We start from the raw sequence: 22151 nt of genomic DNA, 5'->3' as shown, positions 1-22151 counted from the left end.
AATAAATGGAAAGCTACTAATTCAGGTTTAATTTATCCAGGGGCATTTTAACTCCGTCTATATGAAAATCCGGGGCGGAAACGGTGTCTGCACCTGCGATTATTTTAATAGCTGAAAAAATAGAGCCGTAGATGCGAAACACCGATTCGGAACCAAATGCATCCAGGATAACATCAGCGGCGTATTGCAAAGCTGCCATAAATTCTGACCAGTGGCCTGTAACGGAAGCATCTAAAACATCTGCAATAAAGTTTATATTGCCCGACCTGATAGCCAGGTGCAGCATATTTTGCATCACATGCGCCCGCACATAAGGGTTGGATATTTCTTTTGCATGCGTAAAGGCTTGCTGAGCCGAAGCAAGCATGTATGACTCAGCGACGTATGATGCAATTTCGTAAAAAGCGAGAGCTGCAGACAATGGGTTTTTGATGTTTTGGGCAAGCTCTTCTGCTTTGTGCAGCAATTCCTTTGCCGTATGCTCATCAAGATCACTGTAAACAGAGGCGCTATACATGATTACTGCAACAACATGCTGCTGTTCAGGCAAGGTTTTCCATCCAGCAACCAATGTATCTACCAGTTGCTTAAACTCGTCTGGCGCCGCCTTCCTCAAACAAGCAAACTGCAGTTGGGTTATTGCATGGATAAACGGGTCTGTGATATCGTTTAGGCAGGTTTCTGCAAATACAACATCATGCTGCCATGCGTTTATGGCTACTGTATATTTCAGAAATGATGTTTGAATATCATCAAAATGTATGCTGAAGCTTTGAAGAATTTGTTTACACATAGCAATGAATTCCTTGCTTTCCATATCTCCTGCATCATACTTCAAATTGTCGAAAATCTTTTGCGCACGGTAAGAATCAAACAGGTATGCCGAACCAGTCTTTAATATAAACTCCAAAGAGTATCTGGTTGCCACTTCCGGCAGCCGGAGCGATATGTCAAAGAAAGTCTGCACCTTGGGATTGAGATATTTTACAACATCTGCGTTCGGCAAATTTTCAAGTGGCAGTTCCGGCTCATAATCCGGAATCTTTTCAGCAGCTTCTTCTAACTTTTTAACCATGCTATCATATTCTGATGTATTATCTGCCACGGAAAAAGCGATGTGCGCTAATGCAATTGCCTGTTCTGCCGGGTCCAGCAGGTAGTTGCACATCTCTATAGCTGCCTGTTTGTTCTGCAACGAAATAGTCGCAATGGCTGCCGATACAAAAGCGGCAAGCGATGTTCGTGCTCCCGGACTACCGGCCATTTGTATGCTCCTTGCCACCTCGTCCGGAGATTTAAAAGGGCACCATTGACGTTTGCTTTTCCAATAATTAAAAACGTTGGTTAAAAAGGCAATAAAGTTTGCTCCTCTTGACCTGGCAGCTATTGGATCGGACACTATTTCATCAGAGACAGGCCGGAAAAACCCTCCTGTGATAACTGTGGGGTCAAAGCGGCCAAACTGCATAGTTGGCTTACTCTCGGCAATACATTTATTTAATAACGTTTCTGCTCGGGCCCGGTCTGTATCAAGTAGTCGTAATCCATATACGCATCGCGCTGATAGCCTGTTATCCATTGAAAGCGCATCACTTCCACGTATCCAGTATTCACTTTGGATAAACTCAACCCATTTTAGTGCTTCGTTCATATCTGTGCTTGCCAGAGCTTCGCACAAGTCTCTGATGGCGCTATCTACTTTATAGCTCTCAAAAGAATCAACCTTGCCGATCTGTGGCTTTATTAAATCTTCTCCTTCTTTAATCAATGCCTTTCCTGCCTCAGCGTCAACTTTGGAAAGGATTACTCCTAATCTGGCAATCCTGCCTGCAGGTCCATACCAGCCTAATCCGCGCTCATATACCAGGCATTTATCCACCAGTTTTCTGCACCGCTCACCCATCCCCAAATCGGCTGCCAGCTCTGCAGCATTGGCTAATTCCGTATTGTACGCCCCATCGAATGGCGCCTGCTCAAAGTAATCGAAAATCAGCCCGGTTAGTTCAGCATTGCAATACCTGGTTTGCCGCGCAGCACGTACTAAAGAGTAATAAAATCCGTATGCTGGTTTTTCTTTTTTCATTTCTGCGCCTATAAGTTGCGCCAGTTTAGGTAGCGCTTTCTTTATTAGTTTTTCATCGGCAGCGGCAATAGCCTGTTCCAGTATATCAATATAATATTCCAACCGCTTGTCTTTCTTTTCTTTGGCTATAAGCCTGAACGCTTCCTGCATCAAATCTTTGGCTGCGCCCGTTTGCTTGTTTGCAATCAGGTTGCTAATAACGGTGAGGCAGGCTTTGATTTTGCGCTCTCCCATACGATCGAGGCTTTCTTTTATCTCCGCTGGCTGCAGAGAAGAAAGTGCTGCTGCTTCGTACAATTCATCCGATATATCTTCCCCGCTCGATTCCTGCACCAGTTTTGCAAGCCGGAATGCACGTTCCTTGTCAGAACGCATTAGTCTTTTTGCAGCTTCGGTCATGCTTTTCTTAGCAGCATAGCCACTAAATATAGAATCATTTTCCACGATATTCAAAGCGTATTCCACCAGTTTATTGGTCAACACGTAACCGACCGATTTTTCCAATGCTTCTTTATCTGCGTAATCCATAATGGCGGTGAGGCTTACAAATCTTTGCTCGGAAGGTGGCATTAATTCTAAATAAGCAAGTGCCTCATCAATACGACCCAGCTTTGCCATCAGCGCCAGCATAGCGGGTGTTGACCTGCTTCCCTGTCGCAGTAAAAGAGTCCGGCTAAGGGATAAGAATATTGCCGCATACATATATTCACCAGGGTTTGTTTTTTTGCGACATTCCTTCAGCGATAAATCTATAATGTTCATAAATGGCACATTCGACTTAAACCTTCTGTACATAGCCGCAGACAAGTTTGATTTCACCAGGGCAATCAACTGGTCACTGCTGTCTGTCTCCGTTCTGATGATATGTGCAGTTGTGTATTGTAGCCCGTAATCGTCAACCTTATCCCAATCTACTTCGTTCCATGTTTGTGCGCCACTTTTATAATAGCTCAGTATCCTGTGGTGACATTCTATGCTGTCAATCCAGTCGTTAGGGTTTGTTTTTTTCGTTTCCTCCGATGTGAGCCACTGGGCTACAGATAGATGAAAAAGCTGGTAATGCGCCTGTATCTCATCGAGAAAAGGAGCAAATTTCCGGAATACATTCAAAGCCTCAGAACGACTCGTACGTATGCGGCTGAACGCCATCAACTGATCGAGTGTAACGGGTTTTTGAATCACAGTAAGCACGCTCAGCAATCGTTGCCCCACACCTTCCCAGGGTGCTACAAACTGGTCATTCTCATTTACAGGCTTCAGCACTTCGAGTGCACCAAGCGCATTGATTGACTTTTTAATTAACTGAAGAAAATACCAGTACAAATTGTACAATCCTTCCGGCAACGATTCCATTTTTAGTACCTCTTCCGCCATAGCATCATTCCCCGAAGCAGCAGCTTGCTGCAAAGATTTGCCAAAGGCGGTGATATAAGCGAAGTTGCCGTCTGACTTGGCTACCAAGACTTTCTCTAGTTCATCAATATTTGCTTTGGCGAGATATTTTGCTACGGCATCATTTCTAAATATCTTCCTTGCGTAAGTAAGAACATCAGCGGTTACCTGGAAAGACTTTGAATCAATACTTATTTCACGAAGTGCATCTTTATGGCGTGCCCGAAGTATGTCGAGCCGGGGAATGGGACGCGATGTAAGGATAAAGCGTACGTTTGGCGGCAACTCTACACCAAGCTCCAGCCAGTCCATAATATTCTGTGTATTGTATCGCTCTCCTATTTCATCGATTCCGTCGATAATGATGACAATTTGCTGATCGGGATGCAGCTTAGAAAGTGCAGCGGCAGGATCAATTAGTGAAAGATATTGTAATACATCAATGGTTTGCAGGCGTGGTTCTGCCGTCATGTTTTTGATTTCAATACCCGAAAGCGTTCCGTGTAATAAGTTTACTTCCTGCTGTACGCGCAGTGCCGTTTGATAAAAAGGAGATACTTTTAAATCTTCGATTGTAATGCCGGTTACGCTGCCACCAGCAGCCAGCGTATTTACTCTTTGCGTGACTACAATTTGCAACTGTCCCGGATCGAATATATCAGGATGCCTGCTGGCCAGTTGATGACCAATAGTAAAGAAAAAAGATTGAGCATCGCCAGGCGTTAAAGCCGAAATGCTATCGCGACGTATGAAATATCGAAGCCAATTGTTGTGTCCTGAAGATAAAGCACAGGAAATAGCTGTCTTACCTGCGCCGGGCTCGGCTGTGAGCAGTACAAATTTACATGCGTTGTCATTTAGCAGAGTCTCAATTTGATTTTCAATCCAGGGGCGCTGTACAAAGTTAGCATCCTTAACATACGCATCAATGAATGCCTCGAAAAAGATTTCGCTGGTGGTTTGTGTAAAAGCCATTGCCAATCATTTAAAATTGATTATAGAATGACGTCAAACTGCACTCCCAACCTCTGCTTATTGGAGTTATCCGGCTAAGCGGTGCTTTAAATAGGTCTCAGGTTTATAAAGCTGACAAAAACCCACTTAAAAATACTCCAAATTTTAAAACTTCCATTAAAAAGTTGATCGTCCCTGTTAAAACTCAATCGGTTGTTATAGAAAAAGGTATTACTGTGTTAATAAGATAGCGCACTTCGAAACCCTTCACAATTGTAATTGCTTATAAAAGCAAATGATAAGTTGTTGAGATAATCTTTTGCACCTGAGATTTTAGGTGAGTGGAATGTAGAGAATCTCACATGCATTTGGTATCTTTTAGATAAATGAAGATACTTAAGAATAGCGAAAACGTGCTATCATAACATATTGAAGTGTTTAATATGGCTTTATTCAATTTTTTATCCACACACGCAAATACTTATGCATATCTCTTTTGCAAACTGTGCACTCATCTTTTCCAATGAAAGGATGGCATCTTTGTTTTGCACTGGTAGTATCCTCAGGCTATGTAGCTGATTATTGAAGCCTTGATTTGTTCTGTATATTGCCGCATGGTATTGTACAGTTGTTTGCTCTGAAAGTAAAGCTGGTCAGGCATTTCCCACAGCTCAGGCTTTTGCTCTATGGCGTAGCGGCAAATCCATTGTGCATCTTTCTTGTCTGTTTTATTATGTTCCAGATGCATCTGGACATAGTGTTTGATACTAAATGCATTTACTACGCTTACAGCAGCTTCTTTAGCATGTAGGAAAAAAGCTAATCATACGTAGTACACACCAGTTGCTTCCATTACAAAATGATAGCCCGTACCGGTATGCTCCTATAATAGTCTGAAAGCCTTTGTTATTATTAGCTACTCTGATGTAATAGATTTCGTCCGGGTTATTCTGGTAGGTAACATCGGGTGTATTCTAAGATACATCAATGCTGCTGCAACGTTTTCATTGTTCATGAGAGCGTGGTGTTTTGATGAATGAAAGAATGTATTTTTATAGTGGACTAAACAAAAGGGAAGATATAAGCTTTTAAAAGACACGAGATTCTAAAATAAATAAACAAATTAGCCTGGCATCGAGCCTGGTGATAGGGAAATCATGCGGTGAAGATTAATATTTTTTACAGTTTTGCTCAAACGATTGAGCAAATAAAGCAGCATTGCAAATGCTATTTTGAATAAAACTAATACCACATGAAACCAAACTTTTGCCTTGCTGTTCTCCTGCTTTCCTTCTTGTTTTCGAACGCGCAGTTGAGTGTACGTTACAATCCTTCCATACAGCCTGCCAACGCTATGCAATACTTCCAACCCGTTGGTAATAACCTTTTTGTGGGTGATTGTATTCCTTTTTATCACGACGGCATTTATTACCTGTATTGGCTGCTTGATTCTGCACATCATCATGCTTTAAACGGCTTGGGCGGACATCAATGGGCTTTAAGTACTTCGAAAGACTTAAAAACATGGACCAACTATCCTATTGTATTGGGTATTGATGAAGACTGGGAAAAATCTATTTGTACTGGTTCTGTAGTATATGCCAACAATAAGTTTTATGCTTTTTATGCCACACGTTTAATAAACGATGGAAAAGTAAATGAACAATTAAGTTATGCCATCAGCAATGATGGTATTCATTTCGAAAAACAAAAGCCTAACCCTTTTTATACATCCGCACCTGGCTATAGCAAAAGAGACTTCAGAGACCCTAAAGTGTTTGTTGATACTGCAGGAACATTTCACCTGTTTGTAGCCAGTAAGTTAGACAGTTCCTTTTTGCAGAATTATAACGGCGCTTTGGTGCATCTGACTTCTAAAGATTTAAAGAACTGGGAAGTTCAACAGCCGGTGCTAACAGGACAAAATTCTGTGCCGGAATGCCCCGATTATTTTCTCTGGAATGGCTGGTATTACCTGGTTTACGGCGATAATGGCAATACGTTTTATGTAAAATCCAAGAGTCCTTATGGCCCCTGGCAACAACCACCTTATCAGACCTTAAATGAAGATTGGGCAAATGTTGTAAAGACTGCTCAGTTTGGTACAAACCGGAGGATTGCAGCAGCATGGATACCATCACGTTTTGAGAATAAAGATAATAATGATGAAATCTTTGGCGGTAACACCGTTTTTCGCGAAGTTATACAGGCTAAGGATGGCACATTAGAAACAAAGTTCCCACCGGAAATGATTCCAAAAGCTATAAGAATAGTACCTGCAATGCTGTTGGCTGATTCTTTTACCACAAAGAAAAGTGAAGAAAGTTTTACTATCACTTCACCAAATGGAGTAGGTGCTGTGCACTATGAAAACATTCCGCTTAACTGCAGGATTACGCTTCAGATAAGTCCTTCAACTGCTTTTGAAAATTATGGTTTAATCCTGAGGGGAGATGATAAAGGAGCAAACGGATACCACCTTCTTTTTTCTGCCAACGATTCAAAAGTAAGTCTTGGAAATACTTCGATAACCGGCGTGTCTCAACTGGATAAGCCAATACAGGTGGACATAGTAATGAAAGACAACATTATTGATGTATGTATTAATAATAGGAGATGTATTGTAAACCGGGTGATTGAACATCAGGGGAATAATATATGGCTATATGCAAAACATGGAACTGTTGATTTCTCATCCATAAAAATCTCAGAAATAGAATAAAGTAAAGAAGCATCTACAATAAATGTATTGTGGTTTAGAAAAGAACAAATGGAGCCCATTATAAAAATTAGTCTTTAGTATATTGTTACAACCAAACTGCAGCAACAAAAGGCACTATTACGTATTGTCTCGTGCGAAGCAATTTTTATCAGCGGTTTGCAGAGTAATTTGTGTGCAGCAACTGCACTGTACAAATGTTAAACTAAATAGGTAGGTTTACTTATCCTGCTAACTTATTTTAGCAAAGAGTAAATTATTTAAAGGCATAAAATAAGGTATGTTTCTTATTAACAAAAACAATCTGTATGTTGTTAGGTTTTGATATCGGCGGAACCAAATGTGCAATCGTACTCGGAAATCAAACAGAAGATTGCATTACGATACTTTCTAAAAAGGTTCTTCCTACAGATAAGCCTCCTTATGAAATGATTGAAGCCCTTTTTTCGGAAGCGGAGATGCTATTAACAGAACAAGGTATCACACTTACACAAATTAAAGGAATAGGTATCAGTTGCGGCGGACCTTTAAACAGCAAACGAGGTATTATTGTAGCCCCGCCCAACCTGCCAGGCTGGGTAGATATTCCCATTGTATCGCTTACAGAGAAAAGGTTTGGCATTAAAACTTTTTTACAGAATGATGCCAATGCATGTGCTGTGGCTGAATGGAAATATGGTGCGGGTAGAGGTTATGAAAATCTTATCTTCCTGACCTTTGGTACAGGTATGGGCGCTGGACTGATCTTAGATAATAAGCTATATTCCGGTACCAATGATCTGGCTGGAGAGGTAGGACATTTACGCTTGTCGGAAACAGGACCGGTAGGCTTTGGTAAAGCCGGATCTTTTGAAGGATGGTGCAGTGGTGGCGGACTCGCCCAAATTGCACAGGTAAAAGTGAGAGAAAAGCTTCAGATGGGAGAGAAAGTGTCGTTTTGCAATAGCCTGGATGATTTGCCTGCATTGACCGCAAAAATAGTAGCAGAAGCTGCTTATGCGGGAGATGCCTTAGCAATAGAAATTTATAAGATTTGCGGATGGTATTTAGGCAGGGGACTTTCATTATTAATTGATATACTGAATCCTCAGATTATTATTATCGGTAGTATTTTTGGTCGTGCCCAGGATTTATTAGTTCCTTGCATGAATGCGGTAATTCAGCAAGAAGCTATCTGTCAATCTTACAAACATTGTAAAATAGTACCGGCAGGTCTTAAAGAGAACATAGGTGATTATGCGGCACTTTCATTAGCTGTAATTGCATCCGCCAAAGCTTTAGAAACTATATAAATGCTTAATCTGGTGTTGCAAGAAAATAATGAAGTTTTAATCATTGCCGATAATTAGAAAGGGGGATTGTTGCAACTGCTTTTAACCCGCAATGCCTGCTTTGGAAAATAGTATAAAAAGTAAAATCATTGCACTTAATAAAAAAACATAAAACACATGCCGGTTTTTCCATGGTTTTAAATTATCTGTGTTTCTTTGAGATGGAGCATAAATCGCTTTATTCGGATATAATTTCCCAATTACCATCATGAGTATAACTGTAAGCAGAAAGAGCATGGCTAATACATGTAAAAAATGAATACCGGTGTCAAATACAATCTGCGATAATAAATACCCGCATACACAAAATATAAGACCAACTTTGGCGGCAATAGGCGGTATCTTCCTGGAAACAAAACCAATAAACATGATAGTAAAAATGGGTATGCTGAAAACTGCATTTGCCTTTTGCATATATGTATAAAAACCACCGCTGGAAAATATGATAAGAGGGGCAACAAACATGGCAAGCAGCGAAGCAAAAACTTCAAATCGTTTAGTGGCTTTCAGCAGTGATGCATCTGTAAAAGACTGATTTTTTCTTTGTTTGTATGGCTTGTAAAAATTTAAAATGAACAAGGTTGTAGAGCTGTTAAGTGCCTGTGAGAATGCTGTAATAGCCGCTCCGAACACAACTGCTGCAATAAAACCACTGATGACAGGCGGGCTTACATCGCTTATTAACCGTGGAAATACTTCTGTAGTGTTTTGTATATGAACAGTTTTGTAAAGGTGCACTGCAATAATGCCTGGCAATAGAAAGATGAAAGGTCCAAGGAGCTTGCCAACACATGCCAGCACCATGCCTTTTTGACTTGCCTGCAGGTTGCGCGCTGCTAATGCCTGCTGTACAATTACCTGCTCTGTGCCCCAATAAAATAGATTTATTAAAAGCATACCAGTAAAAATGGTTGAAAAAGGTACCGTATCTGTAGCATTGCCAATTGCATTTAAATGCGCTGTTTTGGAAGACAATATTGTATTTACACCATTTTTCCAATCTCCGTTTCCTATGTGTTGCAAACCAAAATAGGCTAACAAAAATGCACTGGTGAGCAGGCAGATACCCAGCATCATATCCGATATTACAATGGCTTTTAAGCCACCGAGAACAGCATATAAGCTACCCGCCAGGCCTATACACCATACCAGCAGCCAGATGGTGCCTGTATAACCAACATTTAAAATATCGGAAAGATGAAATAAGCCGTTGATGGCAATTGCGCCACTATATAATATAATTGGCAGCAGGTTTAAAAGATAGCTTATAAGAAAGATGCACGACACCCATGTTTTGGTTTGCTTATCGTACCTGCTTTCCAGAAAATCGGGGGTTGTAGAAATAGCGCCCCGCAGGTAAACGGGTATAATGAACTCTGCAACCAAAAGCATGGCGAACACCGAGCTTACGCCCCAGGCCATTACCGTCATATTGTTTAAGTAAACAGCTTCACTGCCACCAATAAACTCTGCAGCGCTGATGTTTGTAAAAAAAAGTGCAGTACCAACAGCCGTATAATTAAGCGACTTGCCTGCAAACAGCAAATCACCTGTTGAAACTATTTTCCTTTTACGAACCTTAAGCCACGATGTAGCTGCAACAATAGTGATGACAACCAAAAAGCTAATAAAGGCCACTGCGTTCATATAGGTATCAAAGAGAGTCTCTTCTTATTAAAACAGTTGGTATAATCTCTTGTATTTTTTCGCGTTTCAACACAGCCTGGCCCACCTTTTTTCCCATTAGCGAAAAATCGGTTGAGTAGGTTGTAATACCGCCACCTATCAGTTCTTTCACCACCTCATCGTTATGTGATAAAATGCCTACGTCTTTGCCGGGTTTTAGTTTTAGTGCTTTGCAGTCTTTCAGTATTTTCCATATCTCTGCATTATCAAGTGAAAAATACACCTTGCCTCTTTCTGCCGTACCCGGCACATATTCCGGTAATATACGGGTGTTTACCTTGTAATCTCTGGAGAATTTTTTAAAAGCCTTAATTATTTCTACCGGGTCGAGTGAACCGGGCGTATGAAAGAAAATCATCTCATCGAAGTGTTTTATCTTACTTGCCAGTTCTGCAAAAGCTTTGTAAGATGATTTTTCAAACTCCTGTGTTACATAGTTAAATTCACCTTGCAGCGGCTCGTAGCGGTCAAACATGATGAACTTATTTCTTGGTATCATGTTGAGCAAAACCTTTGTTTTAGGGTGTGGTATTGGCGATACTACGTACATGCCGTATTTGCCTTTTATCATGTTCAGTATTGTTTCAAATACCGTAATGTTGCCATGATGGAAAAAGACATCTATGTGTACATTTGGACCCAGCTCATTCCTGAAATTTCTGTAAAACTGTTCCTGAAAAGAATCAATCAAATACATGAGTAATGCCACTTTCAATGTTTGCTCTGTATCTTCATGTGCCACATAAAAGCCCAGCCTGTTTTTAGATTCTACTATGCCGCGATTTATAAGTTCCCGATAGCCTTTCATCACCGTTTCTCTGGCAAAGCCCAGCTCTTTTATCATAGTATTTACAGAAGGTAGCGCTTCGCCTTTTGTGATAATTCGCTCATCAATAGCATTAATAATCCCTTGTACAAATTGGTCGTGCTTAGAGTAGGACGGCATTTCTTCCAACTCCTGTATCTTATCAAAAACAGTTATCATAACATGCTGGTTGCTGCTTCGCAAATTACTATTCATAAACTGTAAAAATTATTAAACAATGGAACACATGTTTTTAGTCAACCGGCGTTTGACAAGTGTTTAGTTGCGATGAAATAATCGAACGATATAAATTTAAGCTGTTCTATACTATTCTAATATACTTTTTTATTTATTTAAATAAAGTATTTGTTCTAAAAGAGTATCGCAGCAAAATTGTCGTATTTAAAATTAAAGAACTAAAAAATATAAAAAATTTTGTTTTAAAATATAAAAATCTTTTCTTTACATCTGTATAGAACAGAATAGAATAGAACTTCTAATTAAACAGTACCTATGCTGTTCTAACTAAGTAATCGCTTTGTTGCAGCCAAATTGTTTAGGAGGCTATAATGCGGTCTGCTTTAAAAAACCTGAGTCTAACATTGTTTGTCATATAAAACCACTATGTAAAACCAAAATATAACCACTATGAATGTTAAGGTTGCCACCGGTAAGGCAAAAAATGCCGGTATTATAGCGCTTTTGCGTTTTGAATTGAGTGCCTGTGCGCACATGCCACGGGTTTTTATTTCATTGATTTTTCTGTTATTTTCCTGTATTACAGCATTTGCACAGCAAACCGTTACCGGCAAAGTAACCGGCATTGATACATTGCCTATTGCCGATGTTTCTGTCAGGGTAAAAAACGAAGCAATTGCCACTAAAACGGATGCAGGCGGATATTTCAGCATCAGGGCAGCGCCGGGTGCGACACTGGTTTTCAGCTTTGTGGGCTATACAGATCAGGAAGTTGTTGTAAACGGCCAAAGCAATATAGAGGTTGTACTTAAGGCTGCTGATAAATCGCTTGAAGAAGTGGTAGTCATTGGTTATGGCACCAAGAAGCGCGCAAATCTTACCGGAGCTGTCTCCTCCATCAGTGGTGAAGAATTGCAGAAAGCACCAGTAACTAACTTAACCAACAGTATTGCCGGCCAGGTGCCAGGTTTGATTGTTAACACCCGAAGCGGCGAGCCGGGCAACGACAATGCAGATATTTTTATTCGTGGTAAAAGTACACTGGGCAGCAGTGGCGCACTGGTAGTAATAGATGGTGTACCGGACAGGGCTGGCGGCTTTGCAAGATTGAACCCTGCCGATATTGAGTCATTCTCTGTTATTAAAGATGCGACAGCAGCTATCTATGGTGCCCGCGCTGCAAATGGCGTTATTCTCATCACTACAAAAAGAGGTGTTTCGGGTAAGCCATCATTATCCTTAGGTACCAATTGGGCACTTACACAACCCACGCGCACGCCCAAAATGCTTAACTCTTACCAGTATGCGATTGCTACCAACGAGTATGATGCGCTGGTAGGTCAGCAGCCGGAATTCACCCAAGAAGCTATTGATAAATACAAGGATGGCAGTGATCCGCTGGGCTATCCAAGTTCTGACTGGTGGAATGCTATAATGAAGAAACAAACATTGCAACAAAATCATGTGCTGTCGTTGCGCGGTGGTACCGATAAAGTAAAATATTACTTATCTGGCCAATACGAAAAGCAGGATGGTAACTATAAAAATGATGCCTCTTACTACAAGCAGGCGCAGGCAAGGGCAAACGTGGACATTGCGGTAACAAACAGTTTTAAAATAGGTGTGGATGTATTGTTCAGAAATGAATTCAGGAATGCTGCAAAGCGGGGCTATGATGCCGGCGGTATCTTCAGGGAATTGTGGCTTGCCTATCCTTATTTAGTGCCTGTATATCCAAATGGTTTGGTAGGCGTTGGTATTGGTGGCGGACCAGATAATAGCATGTATTACATTACTTCGGGCGAAGCAGGATACCAGCGCTTTACCAATAATTACCTGCAAACAAAAGCTTATTTCAACTGGAATTTATCGTCCATTACACAAGGCTTGTATGTGGATGGCTATTATGCCTACGACCTTACTTTAAATAAAGTAAAGTCTTTCACCAAGACACCGCCGCCTGCTTATAGATATAATACTTCCACCAGTGACTATACACAGGTAGCTTCTTCTATTGCACCATCACTGTTTGAACAGCGGGGGAACATTAATGAAAACCTCATAAACATCAGACTGGGCTACAGCCGCCGGTTTGGCGACCATAATATAGATGCTTTTGCAGCCTTTGAACGCTTTGAGGGTAATACAGATATCATCAATGCATCCCGATCCAACTTCTTAAGCAATAGTCTTGACCAATTGTTTGCGGGCAGTCTTATCGGTCAGCAAAACAACTCGGCTGCGGCACAGTCGGCGCGTGTTAACTTCATCAGCCGTATATCTTACAATTTTAAAAACAAGTACCTGGTTGATTACAACATGCGCTATGATGGCTCACAAAATTTTCCGGAGGGAAAACGCTATGGTTTCTTTCCCGGCATATCTGCAGGCTGGCGTATTTCGCAGGAGCGCTTCTTTCACTCTAATACCGTTAGTGAGCTGAAGCTAAGAGCATCATGGGCCAAAACAGGCAATGACGCAGTGTCGGCATTCAACTACCTGCAAACCTACTTGCTGGGCACAGGCTATGGCTATTCATTGGGCACCGGCGCTTCGCAGGTATCATCGCTGGTACTTGGACCTACGCCTAACCCAAACATTACCTGGGAGCTTGCCAACACAACAGATGTAGCAATCGAATCCCAATTTTTCAAAGGCAGGCTGGGTTTTACTGTTGACCTTTTCAGAAGCATGCGCTCTAAGATTTTAATTACAAGAAGCGAGTCGGTACCCATGTACACCGGCCTGACTTTACCAAACGAAAACTTAGGAAAAGTATTAAACCACGGCTTTGAACTGGATGCCTTTTACAATAATAAAGGTGGCAAAGGATTTAACTATACTGTACGTGCCAACATGACGTTTGCAAGAAATAAAGTAATATTTATGGATGAAGCTGCAGACATTCCGCATTACCAGCAAAAAACAGATATACCTATAGATGCATGGTTCCTGTACGAGTCTGATGGCATTTACCAGAATGAAGCTGAGATAGATAAAACACCGCATCCTGCAGGCACAGCACCCGGAGATATAAAATATAAAGACATAAATAACGATGGAGAAATAAATGACCTTGATAGGGTGAGAATGCCGCTGGTGAGAACACCTGAAATTATGTATGGTGTTGGCTTTGACTGCTCTTACAGCAACTTCGATTTCAGTATTTTCCTCCAAGGGCAGGCAAGAGCAAGATCTTACCTGGCACCTGCAGGCTTGAACATGGTAACTGAGTTTTTTGATGGCCGGTGGCAAAAAGAAGGTGACAACCAATATCCCCGCAACTTTAATGGACCTACCGGCAGAACGTTTGGTGTAAATACCTATCCATCCGACTTCTGGCTGCGTAATGCTGCCTTTGTAAGATTAAAAAATGTGGAGATTGGATACAACCTGTCAAAGACATTAATGAGCAACTTGAAAATGCAGGGCATTAGAATATATGTGAGTGGCAACAACCTGTTTTCCATCGACAAGTTTGGACCTTCATTCGACCCTGAAAACCCGAGCGATGCGGGGCAGTATTATCCTATACAAAGGGTTATAAATATTGGCGCAAACATTACATTTTAACCAATCACAAAAAGTAAACTATGAACTTCTCAATACATTATTTCTGTAAAGGAAATAAACCACAATGCATATTGTTTAAACAAGCTTACAAGTTTATCAGGCTATCGATAATTACCTGTATATTGGTATTTACAGCATGTAACAAAACGCTTGATCTGGAGCCGCAGAATGCATACTCCGGAAAAGATGTGTGGAGCGACCCAAAATTGACACAGGTATTTGTAAACAGTATTTACAACCAGGCTGTACTTGCCTTTCAGGATTGTATGGGTTGGAGCGCACAAACAGATGAGTTGTATGGCAACTTTAACTGGACCAATGAAAACCTGTATGTACGTGGCGAAGCAACACCTGATAATCAAACAAGTGGCTCGCTCAACGACTGGGACAGAATGTACACAGCTATACGCTACGCCAATATCTTTTTTGCAAACATTGACAACGTAAATGCTACCGGTAATGAAGACCTGATTAAAAGAATGAAAGGGGAAGTGTATTTCTTACGTGCGCTATCTTATTTTGAATTGCTGAAGCGCTTTGGCGGTGTGCCGCTCATTACCAAAGTATATGATGTAAATGATAAAACATTTGACGAAAAAAGAGCAAGCTGGAGTGAGACAAAAGACTTTATTCTTGCAGATATAGAACAGGCTGTTCAAATGCTGCCTTTAACCTACGATGACAATGAAAAAGGACGGGCAACTGTAGGTGCAGCACTGGCTTTAAAATCAAGGCTGCTACTGTATGCCGCAAGTCCTTACTACAACACAGAAAATAATATGCAGTTGTGGAAGGATGCTAAAGATGCCGCCAAAGCAGTAATTGATTTAAATGGAAACATGTACGCTTTGTATGGCAACGCCGGCAACGGAACATACAACAATTTGTTTCTTAATTTCTTTAATCCTGAAGTGATTTTTGCAAGGGTATATAGCGGGCTGGTACAGGCAGACAGGTACAACACTGTGAGCCGCGACCTGAGCCCCAACGGCTACAATGGTTATAGCGCATATAATGTGATACAGCAAATGGTAGATGATTTTGAAATGAAAGATGGCACTGCATTTAGCTGGAACGATCCTGCACAGGCTAATGACCCTTATTCAAACAGAGAGCCAAGGTTTTATGCAGATGTACTGGCAAATAATGAACAGTTTAAAGGCAGGCTTACACAGTTTTATGAAGGTGGTGATGACTCACCTCAAAGTCCTTACTCACCATGGAATGCTTCTAAAACAAGGTACTGCGTAAGAAAGATGGTGAATGAAGCACACGACTGGAATGTGCAGGATTATGATGCCGCACAATGGGTGGTATTCCGCCTTTCTGAAATATACCTTAACTATGCGGAGGCATGCGCCGCACTGGGCGAAAATGGAGAAGCACTTATTTACCTGAATAAGATAAGAACTGAAAAGGCAGGGCTACCTGCGGTTACGGCAAGTGGCACTGAACTGATGGATAGGATAAAACATGAGCGCCGGATAGAATTGTGCTTTGAAGGGCAGCGCTACTTTGATATCAGAAGATGGGGCATTGCAGAAGTAGGCTCAGAAGATGCAAAAGGGGTTATCATCAACAAGCAGGCAGATGGTACTTTTACTTACGAGATAATGACTGTTCAGGAAAGAACCTGGGTGCCCGGCTTTTATTATTATCCCATCCCGCGTACCGAAATACAAAAGAACCCGAATATTGAGCAAAACCCATATTATAATTAAACAATAAATAAATGAGAATAGGGTTCGTATTGTTGCTTCTTTGCAGTTTTACTATTTTAAAAGCACAACATTTACGCTGGCATCTTATGCCAAATGGAAGTATAGAATGGGTGGTTGCACAAGACCAGTCACCTCATACAGATCATATTGAGATGAGCGGTAAGCAGGTATCTGTAATTATTACTTATGGCACCGATAGCATGCACAATCTGGTGCTTAAAAAAGAAATAGTATTTCCTATGCTGCGCACCATACCAAACGATACACATGCAAGCCTTGCAAGACAATTGAATGAAGAGGCACGTCCGCATCTTATAGTAAATGGCAAAAAGCTGGCAGAAAAGCCCGGTGCGTTTTCGTTTGATGGCATACTTACCATTCACACTGTTGCAGAAGATGGCATAAGCATTACAAAAGAAATTTTTCCATCTACAGAAAAGGCCGCACTTGTTGAGAATTGTACTGTAAAAAACAGAAGCAAAAAGGCAGTTAATATTGCTGTGAAGAATTTTGTACACATCGATACAACAGATGCAAGCAAAGGCGTATATGGCGCTTATATCACTAAAACAGAAACGTATGGTGCAGATGAAGTAGCGCTGCAACCTGGTGAGCAATATGCCTATGCAATAGTTTCTTCGGGGCGAAAGCTTACAGACCAGCCTTACTATTTCTCTGCCAGTTACGAGAAGATAAAAAGACAAAAACTGGTGGATGAATGGATGCATTCATTAGTACTGCAAACACCAAATGATACACTGAATAAGATGTTTGCTTTTGCAAAAATCCGGGCATCAGAAAGTATATATGATACTAAAAACGGGCTGATGCATGGGCCTGGCGGCGGCACTTATTATGCAGCCATTTGGGCAAACGATCAGGCAGAGTATGTAAATCCATTTTTTCCATTTTTGGGTTATGCAGAAGGCAATGAATCTGCGGTAAATAGCTTTCGCCTTTTTGCTAATTACATGAATGCCCGGTACATGCCTATTCCGAGTTCCATTATTGCAGAAGGTACAGCTATTTGGAATGGTGCAGGAGATCGCGGTGACCAGGCCATGATTGCGTATGGCGCAGCGCGCTTTGCCCTCGAATATGCCGACACTATAGAAGCCCGTAAGCTTTGGACACTTATTGACTGGTGCCTTACCTATCTTGGAAAAAAGAAAACGGCTGAAGGGGTGATTGCAAGCGATGCAGATGAACTGGAAGGCAGGTTTCCGGCAGGTAAAGTAAACCTCTCTACCAATGTGCTTGCATACGGCGCTATGGTAAGCGCTGCGCATCTTGCAAAAGCATTGGGTAAATACAATGCTGCCGATAGTCTTGATAACGAAGCCGCACAATTGCGTAGCAACATAGATAAATATTTTGGTGGTAATGTCCAGGGTTTTAATACCTACCATTATTATAAGGGGAACACAACCCTGCGCTCATGGATAGGTTTACCACTCGTAATGGGCATGTTTGAAAGAAAGGAAGAGACTATGAAGGCTTTGTTCTCGCCTTTTTTATGGACGAAGAATGGTATGCTTACAGAGGCTGGCTCTGCCACGTATTGGGACAGGGCTTTGCTGTATGCCATGCGCGGATTGCTGTATGCTGGCGCCACCGATACTACCCTTAAATATCTTAATTATTACTCATCCAACAGGCTACTTGGAGAGCATGTGCCGTATGCAATAGAAGCTTGGCCTGAGGGCGGGCAACGTCATTTATCGGCAGAGAGCGGCTTATATTGCCGTACAATAACGGAAGGTTTGTTTGGCTTGCAGCCTACCGGTTTTAACTCTTTTACCATACAGCCATTTTTACCTGCTGGCTGGCACGAAATGTCTTTAAACCATATCAAGGCATTCAACAACGATTTTGATATAAACGTGTCAAAAGAAGCAGACAAAACAAGGATTTTGATAACAGAGAAAAGTGGTAAAAAGCAGGAACTTATATGGGATGGAATAAAACCCCTTGAAGTGATATTATAACTGATTTAAATTAAAAATGGCCACAGTTACAAAGCTAAAAAAGAACATTAGGTTTGATTTCTGGTTCTGTAGCTTCTAAAAAGAATAGCGGGACAAAACCGGGTTACCATGATTAATTTGAGTTGAAAGACTGTTTTAAAAGATTATTGACGTGTATAAATAAAAGACTTCAATGAAAAAATATTTACTGACACTTATCTTAATTGCTGTTTACAGTTTTGCCCTTTCTCAAAGTGAAGGTCTTACTTTCCAATCCTCAGATACGGCATTGCAAACAGCATTTATACGGGCAAAAGAAATGGCACTTCATTACAAGGGAAAACCCGCCGATCCAGTGGGTCCCTGGTATGAATCGGCACTGCCGCCACGCTCGGCTTTTTGTATGCGGGATGTAGCACATCAGAGTCTTGCTGCTGAAGTTTTGGGTATGAGCCGGGAAAATAAAAACATGTTTACCCATTTTGTATCAAACATCTCCGAAAGCAAAGACTGGTGCAGCTATTGGGAAATAAACCGGCTTGGCAACCCGGCACCCGAAGATTACCGGAACGACACTGCATTCTGGTACAACCTCAACGCAAACTTTGATATTATGAATGCCTGCTGGAAACTGTACTTATGGACAGGTGATGAAACGTATGTAAAAAATGCAGCGTTTAAAAACTTCTTCAATAAATCAGTAAATGAATACATAAGCAGTTGGGTATTAGAGGCAGACAGTTTACTTACCAGACCGGCACATCCTAATGCGTCTGAATCTTTTAATATCGAAGATGCTTTTCACAGGTGCCGGGGCTTGCCATCGTATTCCGAAGGCGTACCCAACATAAAAATGGGGATAGATTTAGTAGCCGCTATTTATCGCGGGCTCTTATCGTATGCTGCAATGTTAAGAGCAGATGGGCAAGCTGAAAAAGCTGAACTATTCGAGCAAAAAGCCAAAGCATACCAACAACATATAGATAAAGACTGGTGGGACAATGAAGCATCACTCTATAACACGTATTATAGCAACAACAATCAATTTGGAAAGACAGAAGGAGAAACCTTCCTGTTGTGGTTTGATGCATTGGCAGACAGCACGCGCAAACAAAAAACACTACAGCATTTATTAGCCAACAACTGGAACGTCGAAAATTTATCTTACTTCCCGTTCATCATGTATCAAAATGGCTATTGGCAAAAGGCATATAACTATATGCTGCATCTTACAAATCCAGCTACCAAACGAAGAGAATATCCGGAAGTATCTTATGGCGTAATAAAAGGCTTTACAGAAGGATTGATGGGCATTGAAGCGGATGCGCGAATAAACCGGATCAGCACTTACTACAGAAATGCTACAGCGGATACGTGTGAACTGAATAATGTACCTGTTTGCGGCACGATGATCAACCTAACTCATTCGGGTAAAAAGAAGTCTTTACTAAGTAATAACGGACAAAAAACGATTACGTGGCGTGCTGTTTTCCAAGGCTCGCATAAGCTGATTTATATAAACAAAAAACCACTAAAAGCAACGTTAGGTAAAGATTGGCTGGGTAATACTTTTTCATTTGCAGATGTAATGGTACATCCGGTTCAGCAGGCAGAAGCAGAAGTGAAAGCTGAGTTCAAGTAATAAGTGCAACGTTTAGTTTTTTGTGAATGTACTTCGTCAAAAATTTTGTAGTTAAACTTTTTGACAGGTCTATGAGTAATCATTATTTGCTTAGCCAAAATTCAATAGCTGTTTTTGGAAAGTTTCTTTTAAAGAATGTTCAAAACTATCTATATAGTTTTCTGCTGTCTTTAAATTTTTATATCCAAAGCTTTCATGATTCGCTTTGGACTCGACTTTCTCAAAATAAATTTTTAACTCACGGGCTTGTTTTCTCAGATTTTTGGCTTGGATTCGTTCCCGGTTTTCATTAGAAAAATGATAGTTTAAAGGATAGATCTTTGTAAGCGGTTGTATGTTATCCGTAATTTGATAGCGTAAGTACCATCGTATTTTTTAAATACGTTTATCCATAACCACTGATGCTGTTGCGATGCTCATGTAATGAATGATTATACATATAAACCTGTCTTAAAAATAGTAGTTTATAAATACTTCTAAATCGCTTCTCTTGTCTGGTACCCATTGCTTAAAATAAACTTTTGAACAAACAGATCAAAAGATAATTTATATTCAAAGCAACAAACAGGCTGGATGATAACTTTCGATGGCATTCAATAGCAGCTCTCAAAACAAAGCAGACATTAACCTGCATACCGAATCTATACCTCTTTGGAAAATCGGGCGGCTCTGCCATTGCTCCAGTGTGATCAAACGGCTGTTTTGCTTATCCTGCTCAAAGCTTTCTTCGCAGGCGGTGCAGAAAGCAGTTTCATGGATCACGGAAGTGATTTCAAAGTTCAGGTAAAAGCTACGGATATCTAAGTTGACGGTACCTACAAAAGCAAGGGAGCTATCAATGGAAATAGTTTTAGCATGTATAAACCCTTTTTCGTACAGATATACATTCACGCCCCGTTGCAACAGCGGCTTTATAAAAGAAAACATAGCATGTTGTACAAAAAAGGAATCCGACCTGGCAGGCAGAATCAATTCCACCTTCACGCCGGTAGAAGCGGCAATCTGGAGTGCAGAAGTCAGTTCATCGGGAGGAATAAAATAAGGCGTGCAAATACGGATAGTTCTTTTAGCCTGGCTGATAGCCAGCAAAATCGTCTCCATAATGTAGGGCGCTTCAGAACTTGGACCGCTGGCTGCTATGGCAACAGTGGCATTGCCCTTCTTTGGCGGATGCGGTTTTAAATAACTGCTTTGACTATTGTAATCGTCTTTGCCGCCTGCAAAGTCCCAGCTTAAGAAAAACTGCACCTGTAGTAAGCTTACGGCGGGGCCTTCAATACACACAGACGTATCCCGCCAGTATAGTTCTTGCCTGCCATTGTTCCAATACCGGTCGTCTATGTTGATGCCACCTACGAAACCTATTTCTCCATCTATTACTACAATTTTGCGATGATCGCGGTAATTACTGTGTGCCAGCGAGGTAAATGTTACCGGCAATATCTTTAAAAACTGCACGCCGGCTTCTTTAAATTGTTGTGGTATGTCTTTTAAATGACTGGAACCTACGCCATCAACAATTACCCTTACTTCTACGCCTTCTTTTTGTTTGTTGATTAAGATAGCTGCTATCTTGTTACCCACTTCACCGGATGTAAAGATGTAATATTCTAAATGAATATAAGCGCGTGCATTTTGGAGTGCGGTAAATAAGGCAGGAAACATTTCTTCTCCATTGTCCAGCAAGGTTACTTTATTGCCGGTGCTTATTAAAGACTGTTTTTGATGATTCAAGTAACGGAATGGCAGCGCCATATCACCAATATTATTTTCTAATAACTGAAGCCGTTCTTCCATCCGCGACTTTAACTGCTCAAAGTATTTATCCATTCGCTGCTGATCTGCTGAACGCTTTTTGTCAAATACCTGTTTTTTGAATACGGGCTTTCTGCCCACAAAATAGTATATCAATAAACCTACTACCGGTATAAAAACAATCACCAGTATATACGCTAATGACTTGCTGGCCTTGCGGTTTTCGCTTACAATTGTAATGATAACGCCGGCGTAGATAAACAGCATGGGTATCCAATACCACTCTGCAATAAAGTCTGTTATATTATGCCAGGTTATCATTTAA

10 protein-coding genes and 1 pseudogene are annotated in these 22151 nt (G+C 41.0%); 6 read left to right on the top strand and 5 right to left on the bottom strand.

Going from position 1 to position 22151, the window contains the following annotated elements:
* Nucleotides 1–16: 16 nt before the first annotated feature.
* Together FC093_RS06340 and FC093_RS06335 are read right to left on the bottom strand one after the other, a co-directional pair.
* Nucleotides 17–4450, bottom strand: a complete 4434-nt coding sequence (locus FC093_RS06340; RefSeq protein ID WP_137260907.1) for a hypothetical protein — start codon at nt 4448–4450, stop codon at nt 17–19.
* A 541-nt stretch (nt 4451–4991) separates the two neighbouring features.
* Nucleotides 4992–5237, bottom strand: a pseudogene (locus tag FC093_RS06335) (IS110 family transposase); the annotation flags it as partial.
* A gap of 444 nt (nt 5238–5681) precedes the next feature.
* Between FC093_RS06335 and FC093_RS06330 the strand changes: the two are divergent.
* Both FC093_RS06330 and FC093_RS06325 read left to right on the top strand, forming a co-directional pair.
* Entirely contained in the window at nt 5682–7151 is a 1470-nt protein-coding gene (locus FC093_RS06330) for a family 43 glycosylhydrolase (RefSeq protein WP_137260905.1), read from the top strand.
* A 305-nt stretch (nt 7152–7456) separates the two neighbouring features.
* Nucleotides 7457–8440 (top strand): ROK family protein, encoded by a 984-nt coding sequence (locus tag FC093_RS06325; protein ID WP_137260904.1) that lies wholly within the window; start codon nt 7457–7459, stop codon nt 8438–8440.
* 81 nt (nt 8441–8521) lie between these two features.
* On the opposite strand, the gene FC093_RS06320 is transcribed toward FC093_RS06325, so the two are convergent.
* Nucleotides 8522–10126, bottom strand: a complete 1605-nt coding sequence (locus tag FC093_RS06320; protein WP_137260903.1) for a solute:sodium symporter family transporter — start codon at nt 10124–10126, stop codon at nt 8522–8524.
* Between the two features lie 7 nt (nt 10127–10133).
* Nucleotides 10134–11150: a GntR family transcriptional regulator gene (locus tag FC093_RS06315; RefSeq protein ID WP_137260902.1), complete on the bottom strand. Its 1017-nt coding sequence runs from the start codon at nt 11148–11150 to the stop codon at nt 10134–10136.
* A 468-nt stretch (nt 11151–11618) separates the two neighbouring features.
* On the opposite strand from FC093_RS06315, the gene FC093_RS06310 reads away from it, so the two are divergent.
* From FC093_RS06310 to FC093_RS06295, 4 genes are all read left to right on the top strand, one after another.
* Entirely contained in the window at nt 11619–14741 is a 3123-nt protein-coding gene (locus tag FC093_RS06310; protein WP_137260901.1) for a SusC/RagA family TonB-linked outer membrane protein, read from the top strand.
* Nucleotides 14742–14761: 20 nt separating this feature from the next.
* A complete protein-coding gene (locus tag FC093_RS06305; RefSeq protein WP_137260900.1) occupies nt 14762–16462 on the top strand; it encodes a RagB/SusD family nutrient uptake outer membrane protein in 1701 nt (566 codons plus the stop codon).
* Nucleotides 16463–16473: 11 nt separating this feature from the next.
* Nucleotides 16474–18450 (top strand): hypothetical protein, encoded by a 1977-nt coding sequence (locus FC093_RS06300; protein WP_137260899.1) that lies wholly within the window; start codon nt 16474–16476, stop codon nt 18448–18450.
* Nucleotides 18451–18622: 172 nt separating this feature from the next.
* A complete protein-coding gene (locus tag FC093_RS06295) occupies nt 18623–20071 on the top strand; it encodes a trehalase family glycosidase (protein ID WP_137260898.1) in 1449 nt (482 codons plus the stop codon).
* 606 nt (nt 20072–20677) lie between these two features.
* On the opposite strand, the gene cls is transcribed toward FC093_RS06295, so the two are convergent.
* Nucleotides 20678–22147, bottom strand: a complete 1470-nt coding sequence (gene cls / locus FC093_RS06290; RefSeq protein ID WP_137260897.1) for a cardiolipin synthase — start codon at nt 22145–22147, stop codon at nt 20678–20680.
* Between the last annotated feature and the right edge of the window lie 4 nt (nt 22148–22151).

Origin of the sequence: Ilyomonas limi (genome assembly GCF_005233845.1) — a bacterium.
GTDB lineage: Bacteria > Bacteroidota > Bacteroidia > Chitinophagales > Chitinophagaceae > Ilyomonas > Ilyomonas limi.
The sequence above is the reverse complement of the archived record's forward strand: the minus strand, read 5'-3'. Positions and strand labels throughout refer to the sequence as shown.

What these genes read in the sequence shown, in the direction of transcription:
- FC093_RS06305 (WP_137260900.1), top strand. Translation starts at nt 14,762, where the DNA reads ATGAACTTCTCAATACATTATTTCTGTAAAGGAAATAAACCACAATGC.
- cls (WP_137260897.1), bottom strand. Translation starts at nt 22,147, where the DNA reads ATGATAACCTGGCATAATATAACAGACTTTATTGCAGAGTGGTATTGG.
- FC093_RS06295 (WP_137260898.1), top strand. Translation starts at nt 18,623, where the DNA reads ATGAAAAAATATTTACTGACACTTATCTTAATTGCTGTTTACAGTTTT.
- FC093_RS06310 (WP_137260901.1), top strand. Translation starts at nt 11,619, where the DNA reads ATGAATGTTAAGGTTGCCACCGGTAAGGCAAAAAATGCCGGTATTATA.
- FC093_RS06330 (WP_137260905.1), top strand. Translation starts at nt 5,682, where the DNA reads ATGAAACCAAACTTTTGCCTTGCTGTTCTCCTGCTTTCCTTCTTGTTT.
- FC093_RS06340 (WP_137260907.1), bottom strand. Translation starts at nt 4,450, where the DNA reads ATGGCTTTTACACAAACCACCAGCGAAATCTTTTTCGAGGCATTCATT.
- FC093_RS06320 (WP_137260903.1), bottom strand. Translation starts at nt 10,126, where the DNA reads ATGAACGCAGTGGCCTTTATTAGCTTTTTGGTTGTCATCACTATTGTT.
- FC093_RS06315 (WP_137260902.1), bottom strand. Translation starts at nt 11,150, where the DNA reads ATGATAACTGTTTTTGATAAGATACAGGAGTTGGAAGAAATGCCGTCC.
- FC093_RS06300 (WP_137260899.1), top strand. Translation starts at nt 16,474, where the DNA reads ATGAGAATAGGGTTCGTATTGTTGCTTCTTTGCAGTTTTACTATTTTA.
- FC093_RS06325 (WP_137260904.1), top strand. Translation starts at nt 7,457, where the DNA reads ATGTTGTTAGGTTTTGATATCGGCGGAACCAAATGTGCAATCGTACTC.